This window comes from Kitasatospora sp. NPDC059327 (genome assembly GCF_042752535.1).
In the GTDB taxonomy this organism is placed as follows: Bacteria; Actinomycetota; Actinomycetes; order Streptomycetales; family Streptomycetaceae; genus Kitasatospora.
In genome coordinates, this window is record NZ_JBHYYB010000033.1 from 1 (window position 1) to 14,841 (window position 14,841).

15 protein-coding genes are annotated in these 14,841 nt (G+C 74.2%); 2 read left to right on the plus strand and 13 right to left on the minus strand.

What is annotated here, in order from left to right; genetic code table 11:
* Positions 1-108 precede the first annotated feature (108 nt).
* The 8 genes from ACFXHB_RS21025 to ACFXHB_RS21060 form a co-directional block, all read right to left on the minus strand.
* A complete protein-coding gene (locus tag ACFXHB_RS21025; protein WP_380576109.1) occupies positions 109-2,490 on the minus strand; it encodes a PKD domain-containing protein in 2,382 nt (793 codons plus the stop codon).
* 310 nt (positions 2,491-2,800) lie between these two features.
* Positions 2,801-3,292, minus strand: coding sequence for a SitI3 family protein (locus tag ACFXHB_RS21030; RefSeq protein ID WP_380576110.1), 492 nt, complete (start codon positions 3,290-3,292; stop codon positions 2,801-2,803).
* Positions 3,293-3,315: 23 nt separating this feature from the next.
* Complete coding sequence (locus ACFXHB_RS21035; RefSeq protein WP_380576111.1) at positions 3,316-4,659, minus strand: putative T7SS-secreted protein; 1,344 nt, start codon at positions 4,657-4,659, stop codon at positions 3,316-3,318.
* A complete protein-coding gene (locus tag ACFXHB_RS21040; RefSeq protein WP_380576112.1) occupies positions 4,659-4,985 on the minus strand; it encodes a hypothetical protein in 327 nt (108 codons plus the stop codon). The genes ACFXHB_RS21035 and ACFXHB_RS21040 overlap by 1 nt, the downstream gene beginning before the upstream one ends.
* A 166-nt stretch (positions 4,986-5,151) precedes the next feature.
* Entirely contained in the window at positions 5,152-6,126 is a 975-nt protein-coding gene (locus tag ACFXHB_RS21045) for an ABC transporter substrate-binding protein (protein WP_380576113.1), read from the minus strand.
* An 81-nt stretch (positions 6,127-6,207) separates the two neighbouring features.
* On the minus strand, positions 6,208-7,029 hold the full coding sequence (locus ACFXHB_RS21050) for an ABC transporter ATP-binding protein (RefSeq protein ID WP_380576114.1): 822 nt from the start codon (positions 7,027-7,029) through the stop codon (positions 6,208-6,210).
* Positions 7,029-8,081, minus strand: a complete 1,053-nt coding sequence (locus tag ACFXHB_RS21055; protein ID WP_380576115.1) for a FecCD family ABC transporter permease — start codon at positions 8,079-8,081, stop codon at positions 7,029-7,031. Before ACFXHB_RS21055 ends, ACFXHB_RS21050 begins: the two co-directional genes overlap by 1 nt.
* On the minus strand, positions 8,078-9,136 hold the full coding sequence (locus ACFXHB_RS21060; protein ID WP_380576116.1) for a FecCD family ABC transporter permease: 1,059 nt from the start codon (positions 9,134-9,136) through the stop codon (positions 8,078-8,080). Before ACFXHB_RS21060 ends, ACFXHB_RS21055 begins: the two co-directional genes overlap by 4 nt.
* Positions 9,137-9,255: 119 nt before the next feature.
* On the opposite strand from ACFXHB_RS21060, the gene ACFXHB_RS21065 reads away from it, so the two are divergent.
* Positions 9,256-9,894, plus strand: a complete 639-nt coding sequence (locus ACFXHB_RS21065; RefSeq protein ID WP_380576117.1) for an HAD family hydrolase — start codon at positions 9,256-9,258, stop codon at positions 9,892-9,894.
* 48 nt (positions 9,895-9,942) lie between these two features.
* Here ACFXHB_RS21065 and ACFXHB_RS21070 read toward each other — a convergent pair whose 3' ends face one another.
* Positions 9,943-10,179, minus strand: a complete 237-nt coding sequence (locus tag ACFXHB_RS21070; RefSeq protein WP_380576118.1) for a hypothetical protein — start codon at positions 10,177-10,179, stop codon at positions 9,943-9,945.
* A 451-nt stretch (positions 10,180-10,630) separates the two neighbouring features.
* On the opposite strand from ACFXHB_RS21070, the gene ACFXHB_RS21075 reads away from it, so the two are divergent.
* A complete protein-coding gene (locus ACFXHB_RS21075; RefSeq protein ID WP_380576119.1) occupies positions 10,631-11,014 on the plus strand; it encodes a cold-shock protein in 384 nt (127 codons plus the stop codon).
* A gap of 21 nt (positions 11,015-11,035) precedes the next feature.
* Here the strand turns inward: ACFXHB_RS21075 and ACFXHB_RS21080 are convergent, their stop codons facing one another.
* The 4 genes from ACFXHB_RS21080 to ACFXHB_RS21095 form a co-directional block, all read right to left on the minus strand.
* Complete coding sequence (locus ACFXHB_RS21080; RefSeq protein ID WP_380576120.1) at positions 11,036-11,881, minus strand: 1,4-dihydroxy-6-naphthoate synthase; 846 nt, start codon at positions 11,879-11,881, stop codon at positions 11,036-11,038.
* A complete protein-coding gene (locus ACFXHB_RS21085) occupies positions 11,874-12,710 on the minus strand; it encodes a futalosine hydrolase (RefSeq protein WP_380576121.1) in 837 nt (278 codons plus the stop codon). Before ACFXHB_RS21085 ends, ACFXHB_RS21080 begins: the two co-directional genes overlap by 8 nt.
* 11 nt (positions 12,711-12,721) lie before the next feature.
* Entirely contained in the window at positions 12,722-13,255 is a 534-nt protein-coding gene (locus ACFXHB_RS21090) for a hypothetical protein (protein ID WP_380576122.1), read from the minus strand.
* A gap of 94 nt (positions 13,256-13,349) precedes the next feature.
* Entirely contained in the window at positions 13,350-14,681 is a 1,332-nt protein-coding gene (locus ACFXHB_RS21095; RefSeq protein ID WP_380576180.1) for an MFS transporter, read from the minus strand.
* Positions 14,682-14,841: the final 160 nt, after the last annotated feature.

Below are 14,841 nucleotides of genomic sequence, written 5' to 3' on the forward strand. Positions count from 1 at the left end.
TCCCCCCTGCCCACAGTGGCGGGGCCGGGCCCCCCGCGGCCCCCGCGGTTCTGGGGGGGGGGGGGGCGGGGGCCCGGGCCGGTCCGGCCGGTACGACCGGGTGTCGGGTCAGTACAGCTGGTTGGCGGTGCCCCAGATGCCCGCGTACGCGCCGCTGAAGGCGTACGTCGCCATGGAGGGTCGGTAGACGCCGAAGCTCATCCGGCCCTTGCCGAACCAGTCGCCGACCAGCGGCCGGTCGCCCGGGGCGCCGTACACCGCGGTGGACACGGTGCCGTCGTCGTGGCGGAGCGCGAAGGTCGCGGAGTTCGAACGGAAGATGCCGAGCTGGAAGTGGCCGACGCCGTCCCAGTCGCCCGCCAGCGGGATGTCGCCCGCGTTGCCGAACGCGGCCGTGGTGACGGTGCCGTCGTCGTGGCGGACGGCGAAGGTGCCGGTGCTCGGCCGGTAGACGGCGAGCTGGGCGTGGCCGTTGCCGTCCCAGTAGCCGGGCACCGGGACGTCGCCCGCCGCGCCGAACGGAGCGGTGGTGGTGCTGCCGTCCGCGTGGCGCAGGACGAAGGTGCCGGCCCGGTAGAGGCCGAGCTGGTCGTAGCCGCGGCCGTCCCAGTCGGCGACCGCCGGGAGGTCGCCGGCCTGTCCCCAGGACAGCGTGGTCACGTCCGCCACCCCGCCCTCGGCGGTGGAGCGCAGGGCCCAGAGGCCGTCGGTGAACATGCCGTTGACGGTGGTCTGCCCGGCCGCCCACCGGCCGGCGATCGGCACCTCGCCGGGCACGCTGAAGTTGATGCTCGCCCTACCGTCGCCGGTCGCGGTCCGCCCGTGGTCGTCGGTGACGGTCAGCCGCACCCGGTACTTGCCGGGCTTGGCGTAGGTGTGCGAGATGGGCTGGGTGCCGGGCACGCCGTTGCCGGTGGCGCTCTGGCCGTCGCCGAAGTCGAGGCTGTAGGAGGCCGCCGGCCACGGGCTCTGGACGCGCTCGGCGTGCACCTCGATGCGCTGCGGCTGCGGGGTCATGTAGACCGAGACGGCGGCCGTCAGCGGGCCGACCGGCCGCACGTCGACCTCGGTGACGGCCTGCCTGGTGAGGCCCTTGCCGTCCTTGGCGGTCAGCGTGACGGTGTAGTGGCCCGGGGCGTAGGTGTGGGCCAGCGGCAGGGTCGGCGAGGCCTGGACGGCGCTGCCGTCCCCGAAGTCCAGCGTCGTCGCGGCCGGGTACCAGGGCGCGTTCACGCCGCCGGTGAACAGGACGTCCAGCGGGCGACCGGGCAGGCCGTTGCTGTAGTCGATCGAGGCGGAGAGCGGGTTCTGGTACTCGACGGCGCCGCGGTCCTGGATGCCCGTGCCGGTACCGGTGTTGGGCACCAGCGGGTCGTCGACGCGCGGGTTGCCGAAGATGTCGGTGTCCAGGCGGCCGGGTGCGGTGGTGTCGGCCGAGTCCATCGCCGCGGTGTCGGTGGTGGGGACGACCTGGCCGTAGCCGTTGCCGTAGAGCTGGAACTTCGGGTCGGTGGCGAGGTCGTGCGGGCCCTGGCCGACGGCGGCGGCGAAGTCGGCCGGGCTCCCGTACGCCGTGCCGTTCCAGGTGTAGGGGGCGCCTGCCTTGGCGGGTGAGTAGACCACGTTGTAGTCGGCCCGGGTGCCCGCGGTGGAACCGGCCGCCACCAGCAGACCGCTGGCGGTCGTCGGGCAGGCGGCGGTGGAGTTCTGGACCACGACGTTGTTCACGACGGTCGAGCCGGCGGAGTTGCCGTTCAGCGCGATCCCGGGGTTGCAGCCGTCGCCGACCGAGTTGCCGTTCACCACCGTGCCGGGGGCGTCGTTGACCACGATCGCCCCGCCGAAGTTGGAGAGGAGGGCGTTCGTGGTGATGACCGTGCCGGTGACACCCGCGTCGACGCTGACACCGGCGCCGCCGCTGAGTTCGATCCGGTTGCGGCTGACCGTGACGCCGCTGCTCTTCCCGGCGACGCGGACGGCCGGGCGGACGTCGCCCTGGATCCGCCCCGAGTACTGGATGGTGTTGCCGTCGAGGGTGATCCCGGTGGAGTCCGTGACCAGGACGGCCTCCGGGTCGGTGTCCATCGAGAGGTGCCGGACGGTGATGTCGTGGACGCCGGAGAGCACGAAGGCGTGGCTCTTCCCGTCGCCCTGGGTCACCCTGACGGGCGGGGTCTGGGCGGGCTCGCCGGCGCCCTCGAAGGTGATCGGGCTCCCGGGAGTGCCCGACTTCGTCAGGGTGACCTGCTCAACGTAGTCGCCATCGCCGATGTGGACGGTCTGGCCGGGCCGGACGACGTCGGCCGCGGCCTGGATGGTGCAGAACGGCTGGTCCTGCGTACCCGGGCCGGTGTCCGAGCACGCCTCGCTGCGGTTGTTGACGTAGAGCGAGGTGGTCTCGGCGTGCGCGGCCAGGGCCGGCAGCGCGGAGCCGATGACGGTGGAGCTCACGAGCGCGGCGGCGAGGCCGACGCGGCGTCTGCTGGACACGAGTTGAATCCCCCGAAAGCTGGTGTGGAGGCGCGCCTGGGCACCCCGTGCCGGGCGGATCGAATGATCATCCACCTGGCGCGCGGGGATCAGTATCCACAGGCGGCGGAGCCCGGCGTGAAGCGGGGGTGCACGAATGAGCGGGGCCTGCGAAGGAGGTGCCGGGCCGGTCGGCTCCGCGCTCGTGATCTGGGGGTTCGCCGGGGGCCGGGGCCGGCCGACCCGTCGGCGACGGCCGCCTCCCGACGCGGACGACGCGAAGGCCCCCGCCCGCCCGGGCAGGGGCCTCGCCGCATCCACCAGGGTGGGCTCAGTCCTCCGGGAAGAAGAAGTCCTGCGTCTGCCGCCGGTACGGCTGCGGGACGGCGGCCAGCCGCTGCGCCGGCCAGAGGTCCGAGCGCTCGCTCAGGACCAGCGCGCCGCCCTGGCGGACCAGCCAGACGTCCTCGTAGTCGAGGTGCAGCACGGCGTCCCCGGGCACCTGCCCGAGCAGGCCGAGCGTCAGCCGGACGGTGTCGTCCTGCTGGCCGGGGATGTCGGTCGTCTTGTCGAGGCGGAACGCCACCGAGACGGTCGAGCCGAACGGGCGGCCGCCGATCAGCGGGTCCCCCCACGGGACCGCCCTGGTCGCGACCACCTTGACCCAGGTGCCGCGGCCGGTGACGGCGCCGTCACCGGTCAGCGTGCCGGCGTCCTGGTCGGCTCCGAACAGGCCCTGGGGGCGGGCGATCTCGTCGAGCTTCTCGGCGACCTCGGACGCGGTGAGCGGGGTCGCCAGGTCGAGGCTGTAGGCAATGGCCATGCTGGGTGTCTCTCTCGCGGTGTCTACGGGTAGAAGTGGACGACGTTGCCGGACGAGTCGATGACCTTGATCTCCTTGAGACCCTCGATCGGCCAGTCCTGCAACTGCTTGCGCATCGCGGCGGCGTCGACCCCGCTGTCGGAGAGGTTCAGCACGATGCGGTCCGCCTGGCCCGAGTCCACCTTCTTCTGGATGCCGGTGGAGATGGAGCGCGGGTTCGAGGCGGTCGGCGCGTAGCAGTCGAACACCTCGCCCTCGATCCGGTAGTCGGGGTTCTTGGTCGTCCCGGTGACGTTCGGGTTCTGCTCGACCTTGTAGCCGTTGCGCGCCATGATCTCGGCGGACTCGTTCTCCCGCTGGAACGCGCGGACGGTCGTCGCGTCGGCGTTCTTCGGGATGGTGGTGGTGTGCCCCTCCGGGGTGGCGGCCGGGTCGACGCCCTTGGACGGCTGGGTGTGCGGCTCGCTCGACGCGCTGCCGCCCCCGCCGCCCTCGCCCTCCATGTGGACCCGGCTGTTGCCCATGGCGTCCTTGGCGATGTCGCCCGCGCCCATGCCCGCCACCCCGATCCCGGTGGCGATGAGGCCGGCCGAGAGCACGTTGACCGGTACGCCGACGACCGCGCCGACGCCGGTGAGGTCCAGGCCGACGCCGAGCACCTCGCCGCCCGCGCCGACCGTGGCGAGGGCGAGCCCGCCCGCGACCTCCAGGGCGGCGCCCGGGTTGTGCAGCATGGCGTTGCCGACCGAGGCGAGGTCCTCCACGACGACCTGGCCGACGTCCAGCAGGAAGTCGCCGGCGTCGGAGAGGAAGTCGCCGACGTCGTCCCAGAAGCCGGGCTCCTCGGGGGCCTTGTCGCGGGCGGCGGCCACGGTGGTCGCCGCGGTGTCACCGGCGGACTTGAGCTGGCCGCGGGCGTTGTTCAGGGTCGCCTTCGCGCCGTCGCGGGTGCTCTCGCCCGGGTCGGTGAACGGCAGCTCGTGGCCGGCGTTCCGCTCCGCCTCCTGGTGGTCGCTCCGGGCCTTGCCGCTGGCGCTCTGGCCCGCGTCCCACTGCCGGATCGCCTCGGCCGCCCGGCCCTGGGCCCAGGTCAGCGTCGACTGGTAGGCGGTGAGCGCGGTGGCGGCGTTGTGGAAGCAGTCGCCGGCCTCCAGCCACTTGCCCGGCTCGCCCTCGAAGGCGGACCGGAAGGCGTCGCCGGCCTTGCCCGACCACCCCTCGACGGTGTCGATCTTCTTCAGGCCCTCGCCGGTCGAGTGCAGGGTGTCCCCGTAGCTCTTGAGCCAGGCACAGGTCGAGGAGATCGACTCCGGATCGCCCGGTACGAGTTCCTTCGGGTCGGAGGTGCTGCCCAGTTCCTTCGCCACTACTTCGCCCCCGGGTCCTCGCCGCCGTCGCGGCTCAGGGTTCCGTTCAGATGGCCGACGACGTGCCCGTCGACCTCGCGGTAGGCCTTCACGCTGGCGTTCAGCCGGGCCGTGACGGACTGCGCGTCCTTGGCCAGGTTCTCCACACCCAGCTCCCAGCGGGTGCAGAACTTCTCGACGACGTCGGCCAGGTGGCCGTGCCCGAAGTCCTCTTTCTTCGGGTCCAGGTCGCTGACCTTCTTGAACCGCAGCTTCGCCAGGGTGTCGGTGATCCCCGAGGCCGCGTCGTCCAAGGCACCCAGATCGACCTTGAATCCGTCCGCCATGAGTCCCTCCCCCGTGTGTTCCGATGTTCCGAGCGGGCGCCGTTCGGACGCCCGCGATGGGTGACGCGGGCCCGGATGGTCCGGTTCCGGGCCGGTGTGGTGATCATTGTCCGATTCGGTGAAGAGCGTCGGCCCCCGGCCCCCACCGCGCCGGGGGCGGCCCGTGTCAGGCTCCCAGGAAGCGTTGCAGCTCGGCGAGGACGAAGTTGGCGCCCGTGTACCCGATGCCCTGGAACCAGAGCTGGTCGTCCACCTCGAAGGCCCGGTGCGCGCGGACGGCGCCGAGGCCCTGCCAGGCCGGGGAGGCCAGGACGGCCCGGGTGCCGGCCCGGTCCGGGGCCCCGTAGGTGGCGTACAGCAGCAGGTCGCCGTCGGCCCTGGCGATCTGGTCCGCCGGGATCTCGACGTCGAACTGGTCGACGTTCTGCGCGTCCGGCCGGCCCAGCTGCACGTCGGCGAGCACCGTGCCGAGGAAGTTCTGCTTGGCGTACAGCCGGATGCCGCCGCCCTCGACGAACCTGACCAGGCTGATCCGGCGCCCGGACGCCTTGGCGTTGGACAGTGCCTGCACGACCTGGGAGACGTGCCGCTGGTAGGAGCCGGCGAAGGCCGCCGCCGCGTCCTGGCGGCTCAGCGCCTGCGCGTGCAGCTGGACGTCGGCCTTCCACGGGTAGCCGGTGGTCTGGGTCAGCACGGTCGGGGCGATCTCGCGCAGCTGGTCGTAGCGGCCGCCGTCACGGGTCTGGTTGGAGAGGATCAGATCGGGCCGCAGGGCGCGGACCGCGGCGAGGTCCGGGTCGCCGATGGCGCCGACCCGGGTGATCCCGGCGAGCCGGGAGGTGGGCCAGTAGTCGGGGAACCCGGCGTCCAGGGGCGCCAGGGCCGCGCCGACGGGGGTGATGCCGAGGGTCAGCGCCGAGTCCAGTTCGGCGGTGTCCAGGGTGACGACGCGCATCGGTGCGCCCGGCACGGTGACCGGGCCCGTCGCGGCGGTGACGGTGACGTCGGGCACCGGGGTCGGGCTCGGTGTGACGGTCGCGGCGGCGGTTTCGGCGGGCAGGTCGGTGTGCCGGGTGCTGCACCCGGCGAGGGCGGCGGCGCCGAGCCCCGCGAGCAGGGTGCGGCGGGTGATCGGGGGCATCGGCGGTCCTCGGGCGGGGCGGACGGGGGACGGGCGTGCCCGCGACGGCCGCAGGCGCGTCGATTATGTCCGAAATGCCCTCTAGGCGTCCGCCTTCACCGCCCACGGCGCGCCCGGGACGACCAGCGGGGTGCCGGTCACCGGGTCCGGGACGACCACCGAGTCCAGGCCGAACACCTCGCGCACCAGCTCCGCCGTCACCACCTCGGCGGGCGGGCCCTGCGCGACGATCCGCCCGGCGCGCATCGCCACCAGGTGGTCGGCGTACCGGGCGGCCTGGTTGAGGTCGTGCAGCACGGCGACCACCGTCCGCCCGCGCTCGACGTTGAGCCGCCGCACCAGGTCCAGCACCTCCACCTGGTGCGCGATGTCCAGGAACGTCGTCGGCTCGTCCAGCAGCAGGATGTCGGTGCCCTGGGCGAGCGCCATCGCGATCCAGGCCCGCTGGCGCTGGCCGCCGGACAGCTCGTCCACGCTGCGCTCGGCCAGCTCCGCGGTGGAGGTGCGCTCCAGCGCCTCGGCCACCGCCCGCTCGTCCTCGGCCGACCACTGCTGCCACCAGCTCTGGTGCGGCTGGCGCCCGCGCGACACCAGGTCGGCCACCGAGATGCCCTCGGGCGCGGTCGGGGACTGCGGGAGCAGCCCGATCTGCTGGGCGATCCGCTTGGTGGGCAGGCGCGCCAGCTCGGCGCCGTCCAGCAGCACGGCGCCGCGCGCCGGCTTCAGCAGCCGGCCGAGCGCGCGCAGCAGCGTCGACTTGCCGCAGGCGTTCGGCCCGACGATCACCGTCACCCGGCCGTCCGGGACGGTGAGGTCCAGCCCCTCCACGACCGTGCGCGCCTCGTAGGCGAGGGTCAGGCCCCGGGCCTCCAGTCGGTGGGCCGGCATCGGGCGGGCGGACATCAGGAACCTCCACGGCGGGATCGGACGAGCAGCCACATCAGGTACGGCGCGCCGACCAGGCCGGTCACCACGCCGACCGGCAGTTCGGTGGGCGCGAGCAGCCGCCGGGCCAACAGGTCGGCCAGGACGACCACCAGCGCGCCGGTCAGCGCCGAGCAGAGCAGCGGGATCTGCGCCGAGCGGGCCAGCCGCACGGCGATCTGCGGGGCCATCAGCGCGACGAAGTCCACCGGTCCGGCCGCGCCCGCCGCACACGAGGCCAGCACGATGCCGAGCAGGCCCATGCCGAGCCGGATCCGGTCCAGCCGCAGGCCGAGACCGACGGCGGTGGCGTCGTCGAAGGAGATCGAGCGCTGCGCCCGCGCCGCCCAGAACGCCACCGGCACGGCGGCCAGCAGCACCAGGGCGAGCCGGCCGGCCTGGTCGTAGCCGGAGCCGTTGAGGCTGCCGGTCATCCAGACCTTCGCCGCCTGCGCCTGGAAGCCGTCGCCCTTGGTGAGGAAGACCGAGGTGAGCGAGGAGAGCGCGACGCTGATGCCGATGCCGATCAGCACCAGGCGCTGGGCGTGCAGACCGCGCCGCCAGGCCAGCGCGTACACCAGCAGCCCGGCCACCAGGCCGCCGGCCACCGCCGCGTAGGGCACCTGGCCGGTCGAGCCGACCACCCCGTACGCCATCAGGCCGACCACGGTGGCGGTCGCGCCCCAGGAGACACCGACCACGTCGGGGCTGGCCAGCGGGTTGCGGGCGACGGTCTGGACCAGCGCGCCGGCCAGGCCGAGGGCGGTGCCGACCAGCAGCCCGACCACCACCCGGGGCAGCCGGAACTCGCCGACCACCAGCTCGTGCGCGCTGGGCTGCCCCAGCACCACCTTCACCACCTCGGCGGGGGAGACGGTGGACTCGCCGAGGCAGAGCGAGGCGACGACGGTGACGGCCAGGGCCAGCAGCAGGCCGAGCGCCGCGACGGCCGAGCGGCGGTGCAGCAGGAACGAGGCCCGCCCGGCGCGCAGCACGGTGTAGCCCCGCAGGGTGACGGCGGAGGTGCTCACGAGGCCACCACCTTGCGGCGCCGGACCAGGGCGATCAGCACCGGTACTCCGACCAGGGCGGTCATCACCCCGGCGGGTACCTCGGAGGGCGGGAAGAGCACCCGGCCGAGCGCGTCGGCGAGCAGCAGCAGCGCGGGGCCGAGCACGGCGGAGAAGGTGAGCACCCAGCGGTGGTCCGCACCGGCCACGGCGCGGGCGGCGTGCGGGACGGCGAGGCCGACGAAGGCGATCGGGCCGGCCGCGGCGACCGCCGAACCGGTCAGCACGGTCGCGCCGAGCGCGCCGACCGCCCGGACCAGGCCGGTCCTGGCGCCGAGCCCCTTCGCGGTGTCGTCGCCGAGCGCCAGCGCGTCCAGCCCGCGGGCCACCGCGAGGACCAGCACCGTGCCGACCAGCAGGAACGGCAGCAGCTGCCAGGCCACGTCGGCGGTGCGCCCGGAGAGCGACCCGACGTGCCAGAACCGGAACCGGTCCATGGCGGCCGCGTCGGTGGTGAGCACCATGGTGTTGAGCGAGGCGATGAACGCGGACATCGCCGAGCCGGCCAGCGCCAGCTTGATCGGGGTGGCCCCGCCCCGGCCGCGGCCGGCCAGCCCGTACACCAGCACGGTGGCGATCACGGCCCCGGCGAAGCCGAACCAGACGTACCCGGTGAGGGTGGAGACACCGAACGCCGAGATCGCCAGCACCACGCCGGCCGCGGCGCCCTGGCTGACGCCGAGGATGCCCGGGTCGGCGATCGGGTTGCGGGTGATGCCCTGCATCACGGCGCCGGCCAGGCCGAGCGCCGCGCCGACCGCGAGGCCGACCACCGTCCGCGGCACCCGCAGCTCGCGGATCACCACGGCGTTGGTGGTGTCCCCGCCGTGCAGCAGGGCGTCGAGGGTCTCTCCGAACGGGATGGTGCGGCTGCCGACCGCGAGGCTCAGCAGCACGGCGGCGGCCAGCAGGGCCAGTGCGGCGGCGAGCCACAGTATTCGGCGGCGCGGCAGCGGCCGCCCGCCGGGCGCGGCCGCGGACCGGGGAGCGGTCGTCGGCGCGGTGGTGTCGGTCATGGCTCTCTCTCGCAGATAGCTCAGGCAAACCTAAGTTCCCCGCGGAAGCCGGAGCAAATCGTCGCGAAAACACCGGTGGGCCGATCGTCGGGGCCGGCGGGGTTGGATAGCCTGACGGCATGCCTGCGACCTCGGATGTCCCGCTCACCGTCGGCTTCGACCTCGACATGACCCTGCTGGACACCCGGCCCGGTATCCGGGCCACCTATCTGGAGCTCTCGGCCGAGACCGGCGTGTACATCGACGCGGACCTCGTGGTCACCCGGCTCGGCCCGCCGCTCCTGGACGAGATGCGCAACTGGTTCCCCGCCGAGCGGGTGGGGGTGGCCGTCGACCGCTACCGCGAGCTGTACCGGGACCACGCCTTCGCCCCCACCGTCGCGCTGCCCGGTGCGCACGCCGCCGTCGACGCGGTGCGCGCGCACGGCGGCCGGGTCGTGGTGATCACCGGCAAGTACGAGCCGAACGCCCGGCTGCACCTGGAGCACGCCGAACTGCACGCGGACGCGCTGGTGGGGGACCTCTGGGCGGAGACCAAGGGCGTCGCGCTGCGCGAGCACGGCGCGACGGTGTACGTCGGCGACCACCTCGGCGACATCGTGGGCGCCAAGCACGCGGACGCCCTCGCGGTGGGTGTGGCCACCGGACCGTACGGGGCCGAGGAGCTGCTGGCGGCGGGCGCGGACGTGGTGCTGGCCGACCTCACCGGCTTCCCGGAGTGGCTGGCCGGGCACCTCGCCGGGCGCCCGGTCGGCTAGCCGCGCCCGCGGGCCGCTCCCCGCGCGGGGGCGGGGGCGCCGGGGCGGTCAGGCCTCGGCGTGCACCCGGCGGCGCTGGGCGCGGGCGGAGAGCAGCAGGCCGGTCAGGGCGAGCAGGAAGCCCAGCGGCATCAGCATGCTCAGCCAGTAGGCGGCCGTCGGCAGCGGTGTCAGGTGCAGGAACAGCGGGACGAAGGTGATCAGGGTGGCGAGCGCACCGAAGCCGAAGACGATCGTCCCGGCCTTGACGTAGGCGTCGCCGCGGTCGGCGCTCTTGCTGCTCACTGGGGTTGCTCCTCTGCGGTCGGTCGGCCGTCCCAGTCTGGCAGAGACCGCCGGTCGCGGCGGTGGCGGACGGCTTCGCCGACGACCGGTCCGGTCACGTTGCGCAGTTTCCCGGAAGCTGGGAGTTTTGATCCCTGCTGAGCGGGGGTATGCACGCTGTGCCGAGGGGTGCGACAGGTGCGCCCCGTCTCCTCAGACCGGGGGTGTGAGCCAGTGGGAACCGCGAAGTCGCGCCCCGGCCATGCCGATACCGGGTCGCCGGTGGCCACCAGAGCCCGGTACGGATCTTCCGCGGATCGCGGATGAGGCAGTGACGGACCGTTAGTCTGCTCCCTACAGCGTGCTGACCATGAGCGCCCACGGGCGCGGAGCCGAGGTCGGCCCGCCCTCCCACCCAGTGATCCCCGGCCAGGGCCGGGATCCCTCACACCCACATCGAGGACTGTTCGAGATGCCCACCGGCCAGGTCAAGTGGTTCAACGAGACGAAGGGCTTCGGCTTCCTTTCGCGCGACGACGGCGGCGACGTCTTCGTCCACACCAAGGCGCTGCCCGCCGGTGTCACCGTGCTGAAGCCCGGCCAGCGGGTCGAGTTCGGAGTGGTCGCGGGCCACCGCGGCGACCAGGCGATGGCCGTGCAGTTGCTGGACGCGCTGCCGTCGGTCGCCGCCGCCACGCGCAAGACCCCGGACGACATGGCAGCGCTCGTACAGGACTTGATCACCATGATGGACGCGGTGCTGCCCGGTCTCCAGCACGGCCGCTACCCGGCCAAGCCGACCGGTCAGAAGCTGGCCGGCGTGCTGCGCGCGGTGGCGGACCAGTTCGACGTGTAACCGGCCTCCGGCCGGCCGTTCTCAGGCGTCCAGCGCACCCGGGTCGAGCGGGGGGACCAGCCCCTCGGCGGCGGCCCGGGTGAGCAGCGCCCGCACGGCCGCGTAGCCGTCCTCGCCGAGGTCGGCGGTGAACTCGTTGACGTACAGGCCGATGTGCTGGTCGGCGACGGCCGGGTCCATCTCCTGGGCGTGCGCGAGCACGTACTCCCGGCTGGCCGACGGGTCCGCCCAGGCCTGCCGGACGGAGGCGCGGATCGCCTCGGTGACGGCGCGCAGCCGCTCGGCGCCGAGCGAGCGCTTGGCGATGATCGCGCCGAGCGGGATCGGCAGACCGGTCTCCCGCTCCCAGGCCTCGCCCATGTCGGCCAGGCTGCGCAGCCCGTACTCGCGGTAGGTGAAGCGGGCCTCGTGGATCACCAGGCCGGCGTCCACCCGGCCGTCCCGGACGGCGGGCATGATCTCGTGGAACGGCAGGACGACGATCTTCCCCAGGCCGCCGGGCACCGCCTTGGCCGCCCAGAGCCGGAACAGCAGGTAGGCGGTGGACCGCTCGGACGGGACGGCCACCGTCCGGCCGCTCAGGTCGTCGCCGGTCTCGGGGCGGGTGAGCACCAGCGGACCGCAGCCGCGGCCGAGCGCGCCGCCGCAGGGCAGCAGCGCGTACTCGTCCAGCACCCAGGGCAGTGCGGCGTAGCTGACCTTGAGGAGGTCCAGTTCGCCGCGTTCGGCCAGCCCGTTGGTGATGTCGATGTCCGCGAAGGTCACCTCGGGGGCCTCCGCGCCGGGCACCAGGCCGTGCGTCCAGGCGTGGAAGACGAAGGTGTCGTTCGGGCAGGGCGAGTGGGCGATGCTCAGCCGTTCAGCCACGGTGGGCCTCCTTGGACGTCGTCAGAAGCTCCGGGTAGGGGAGCGCGGCGAAGGCCCGCTCCAGCGCGGCCAGTGCCTCGCCGATCCGCCAGGCCGCCCGGTCGCGGGGGCCCACGGGGTTGGAGACGGTGCGCAGCTCGAAGGCCGGCACCCCGTGCCGGGCGGCGGCCTCGGCCACTCCGAAGCCCTCCATCGCCTCGGCCACCGCGCGGGGGTGGCGGGCGAGCAGGGCGGCGGCGCGTTCGGCGCTGCCGGTCACCGTCGAGACGGTGAGCACGGTACCGGTGACGACGGTGGCGGCCCCGGCGCCGGCATCGGCATCGGCATCGGCATCGGTGCCGGCGGCAGCGGCAGTGCCCAGCGCCTCGGCGGCGAGCGCCACGGCGGCCGGGGCGGGGGAGTGCAGGACCGTTCCGAAGCCCAGCTCGGTGACGTCGGCGAAGCCCTCCGGGGTCTCCGCGCCCAGGTCGGCCGCGACGATCGCCTCGGCGACCACGGTCGCGCCGACCGGCGCGGCCGGGGCGAACCCGCCGCCGATCCCGGCCGAGACCACCAGGTCGTAGCGGCCGACGGCGAGCGCGGCGGACGCGGCCGAGGCGGCGGCGGCCGGGCCGACCCCGCCCGCCAGCACGTCCACCGTGACTCCCGAGGGGTGCTCGGCGCGCCGCAGCTCACCGCCGGGCACCGGCACCGCGCCGGGCTCGGCGCCGGCCGCGGACCGGCCCAGTCCCCGCAGCACCGCCGAGGCCTCGGCGGGCACCGCGACGACGACGAGCAGCCGGCCCCGCCCGGGGGCCGACTGCTCGTCGTCGTGGAGTCGCGCGGTCATCGGACGGCCGGTCAGGCGTCCTGGGTGTTCAGCTGGAAGTACCAGACGCCGTAGATCGCGTCCGGCTGCTTCGGGTCCGACTCGACCACGGTGACCAGGGTCTTGCCGGAGGCGTTGAGGGCCTTGGAGGCCGACACCGAGCCGGAGTAGGTCGAGCCCTTGGCGGCGGAGGCGAGGATGAAGCGGCCGCCCTGGGCCTGCTGGCCGCCGTTGGTGTTGGCCCACCAGCCGCGGTCCGCCACGTCCGGGGTCACGCCGAGGCCGAGCTGGTCGCTGGCGACCACGTCGGAGGAGGGCAGCTTGCCCGCGTCCAGGGCCTCGCTCGCCCGGTTCTGGCACTCCTCCTGCTGCTGCTCGGTGAGCGGCTTGCCGTCGTTGAAGCAGAACGGCCCCACCTCGGTGGAGGAGCGGCCGACCGTGAGGGTCACACGATGGCTGGAGGGTTCTTCCTGGCCCATCGCGTAGGCGATGGACCCGCCGACCGTGCCGGCGCCGATCACGACGACGGCGCCGACGGCGGCGATGACACGGGTGCTGAGGCTCATGCGTCAGAGGCTACCGGGCTTTGCCGATCACGCTACGCGGGGGTCGGCAACCGCGTGTTGCGGCCGGGGAACCGGGCCCGGCGGCGGACCGGGGCTACGCCACGCGCGGCGCGGCCGCCCGGCGCCGCACCCCCACCTTGAACAGCGAACGGAGCGTCCAGAGCAGCACCAGCCCGACCACGCCGGCCGCCACCGAGAGGCCCAGCGCGCCGTCCAGCGGCAGCAGGATGCCGACCGCGCCGCCGGCCACCCAGGACAGCTGCAGCAGCGTCTCCGAGCGGGCGAAGGCCGAGGTCCGCACCGACTCGGGGACGTCCCGCTGGATCAGCGCGTCGAGCGCCAGCTTGCCCAGCGAGGCCGCCACCCCGGCCGCCGCGGCGACCACCACCACCGTCACCACGCCGTACCAGAGCGCGGCGGCGGCCGTCGCACAGGTGGCCAGCAGCAGCATCGCGGTGACCGTCGCCTCCGAGCCGCGGGTGCGCAGCCAGGAGCCGAGCACCGAGCCCAGCGCGTTGCCGGTCCCGGCGGCCAGCGCCACCAGACCGAGCGCCAGGGTCGGCTGCAGCCCGCCGATCGGGTCGTCACGCAGCAGGAACGCCAGGAACATCACCAGGAAGCCCACCAGCCAGCGCAGGGCCGACATCGCCCGCAGGGCCAGGATCACCGACGGACCGACGGTGCGCAGCGACGCCTTCGGGACGGCGGCGGCCTCACCGTGCGCCTCGGCGTGCAGGACGGCCCGCTGCTCGCCCTTGGCGGAGTCCACCTCGTGCGGCAGGTGGAAGGCCATCAGGGTGCCGACCACGAAGACCAGGAAGGCGCCGCGCAGCGGCCAGCCCGGCCCGATCAGGTGCAACAGCCCGCCGACCCCGGCCGCCACCATGGTCGCCAGCAGCCCGGCCAGGGTGACCCGGGAGTTCGCCTTCACGAGTGACAGCCGGCTCGGCAGCAGGCGGGGCACCACCACGCTGCGCACCACCCCGTACGCCTTGGACGCCACCAGGACGCCCAGCGCCTCCGGGTACAGCGCCAGCCCGCCGCCGGCCACCGTGCCGGCCATCGTCCACGCCAGCACCGCGCGGGCCAGCATCGACATCGCCATCGCGGCCCGGCGGCCGTGCGGCAGACGGTCCAGCAGCGGGCCGATCACGGGCGCCAGCAGGGCGAACGGCGCCATCGTGATCAGCAGGTACAGCGCGACCCGGCCGCGTGCCTCGCCGGTGGGGACGGAGAAGAAGATGGTGGACGCCAGCGCCACGGTGATCAGCATGTCGCCGAAGGAGTTCAGCGCGTGCAGCTCGATCAGCTTCGCCAGGCCGGACTCCCCGGCGCCCTCGGCGGAGGTGGCCCGGCGGATCCGCCGGCCGGTGCCGTGCACGACCTTTCCGGTGCGGGAGCCGGCGGCGGAGGCGGTGCGGACCAGGAAGTGACGGCGCGGCTCCGCGGCTGTGTCGGGCTCGGCGGCCGGGTCGGCGTCCTCGGCGACCGGCCGGGCGAGGTGCTTCACGAGATCCACCGACGGCCCCTCGCCGCCCTGACCAGGCACCGGCGGCCCCTCGCCGTCCTGACCAGGCACCGACGGC